The organism is Streptomyces thermospinosisporus (assembly GCF_039526425.1).
GTDB lineage: Bacteria > Actinomycetota > Actinomycetes > Streptomycetales > Streptomycetaceae > Streptomyces > Streptomyces thermocarboxydovorans.
The window spans coordinates 1-1,994 of sequence record NZ_BAAAIZ010000001.1 but is presented as its reverse complement, the minus strand read 5'-3'; the positions used below and the strand labels follow the sequence as shown (position 1 = coordinate 1,994).

1 protein-coding gene and 1 pseudogene are annotated in these 1,994 nt (G+C 76.9%); both read right to left on the bottom strand.

What is annotated here, in order from left to right:
- Positions 1 to 309 (bottom strand): annotated as a pseudogene (locus ABD207_RS00010) (hypothetical protein); the annotation flags it as partial.
- Between the two features lie 136 nt (positions 310 to 445).
- A partial coding sequence (locus ABD207_RS00005) for a PP2C family protein-serine/threonine phosphatase (protein WP_344008846.1) occupies positions 446 to 1,994 on the bottom strand: 1,549 nt, incomplete at its 5' end.

The following is a 1,994-nucleotide window of genomic DNA, read 5'->3' as shown; positions in this document are numbered from 1 at the left end:
GACCACGGCGAAGTGGACGCCGTCGCGCAGCGCGTCGATCGCGGCGGCCGTGGCGTCCCGGGCGTTGCGCATCTTGGTCGGCGGGTAGTCCATCGAACCCGAGCAGTCGACCATCAGCACCACCGCGGCCGACGGGCCCTCGCCCGGCGAGTACAGATGCGGTGCCGTCACCGCGTTGCCGATGGTGCCGCCGCCGGTCGCGGTCACCGTGACGACGGCGTCGACCTGCCCGGCCCCCTCGGGCAGGTACTCGTTCTGGTACACATCCACCGAGAACCGGGGCACGTTCGATTTCGAAAGATTGGCCATGCCAGCTTCGATCCCCCTCAATGCCCCCGCGAGGCGCGGGCGGCGTCGGACCACGGACCGGTCCCCTCCGGCCCGTTGATACTTCCCCGCTTCAGGCCCGCGCTACGCGGCGAGTGCCCGGCCGGTACGCGGCCTCTCAGGCCGATCCTGCCCCCGCGGCGGCGGCCGGGAACGGCACCAGAGCCACTGTTACGTTGTCGTGGCCCCCGCCGTCGAGGGCGTGACCGACCAGCACCCGGGCGCTGTGCAGCGGGCGCAGATGGGCGTCGGCCGGCACCACCTCCGCCATCTCCTCGGCGGACTCCGCGTAGTTCCACAGGCCGTCGGTGCAGACCACGACCAGGCCCGGCCGGTCCGGTTTGAACGAGGCGGTGTGCGGCTCCAGTTCGTAGGCGTCCGCGCCCAGCCAGCCGGTGATCGCGTGCGCGCGCTGGTCGGCGTACGCCTCGGCCTCGCCCATCAGGCCCGCGGCGACCATCTGCGCGGCCCAGGAGTCGTCCTCGGTGAGCCGGGCCGGCGGGGCGGAGCGGTCCACCGGGACCCAGTAGGCCCGGCTGTCGCCGACCCAGCCGACGATGAGCAGCCCGCCGGTGACGACGGTGCCGACGATCGTGCAGGCCGGGGCGTTCTGATGCCGTGCGTGCTCACGGGCGGTCGCGGGCTCGTCGGCGAGGGCGTTGACCGCGTCCGAGGCGGCGAGGATCGCGTCGTGCATCGCCTGCTGCGGGTGCGTGCCGCGCGGCAGGGCCGCCAGCAGCGACTCGCTCGCCGCGCGGGCGGCGGCCAGCGAGGCCTCGTCCGGGCGGGTCGCCGAGGAGACGCCGTCGCAGACGATCGCCACGGAGGCGGGGGAGCCGTCGGGCAGCGTGGTGGTGCCGATCGCGAAGGCGTCCTCGTTGCGGTGGTGGCGCAGGCCACGGTCGCTGACCGCGGCCACGGGGCCGCATTCCTGTTCCATGTGGTCCCGTTCGCGCGGCTGGGCGTGGCCGCAGTTCTCGCAGTAGCCGTCGTCGTCCACCCGTCCGGCGCGGCAGGCCACGCACACGGTACCGCTCTCGCCCTCGGCGGGCCCGGCCGCGGCGGCGCTCTGCGCCGGTCCGGGCGGGGGAGCGGCCCGCATCGGCTCGGCGGCGGCCACCCGGGGGTCCGGCGCCTGCAGCGGGTAGTCCTCGGGCTGGGCGGGCCGGTAGACGCCGCCACCGGGGGCGTGCTGCGGCTGGGAGGCTCCGGCGGCGGGGGAGGCCGCGGCGGGCTGCGCCTCCTGCCGGCCGGGCGCGGGGGCGGGCTGCGATGCGGACTGTGGTGCGGGCTGTGGTGCGGCCTGCGATCCGGGCTGAGTTGTGGGCTGTGCTGCGGTCTGCGGCGCGGGCTGTGCTGCGGGCTGCGGCGCGGGCTGTGGTGCGGGCTGCGGTGCGGCCGGGGGTGCGGCGGGCGCCGGAGGCGGTGCGGAGGGCGCGGCGGGCTGCGCCTCCTGCCGGCCGGGCGCGGGGGCGGGCTGTGATGCGGACTGTGGTGCGGCCTGCGATGTGGGCTGAGTTGTGGGCTGTGCTGCGGTCTGCGGCGCGGTCTGCGGCGCGGGCTGTGGTGCGGGCTGCGGTGCGGCCGGGGGTGCGGCGGGCGCCGGAGGCGGTGCGGAGGGCGCGGCGGGCTGCGCCTCCTGCCGGCCGGGCGCGGGGGCGGGCTGT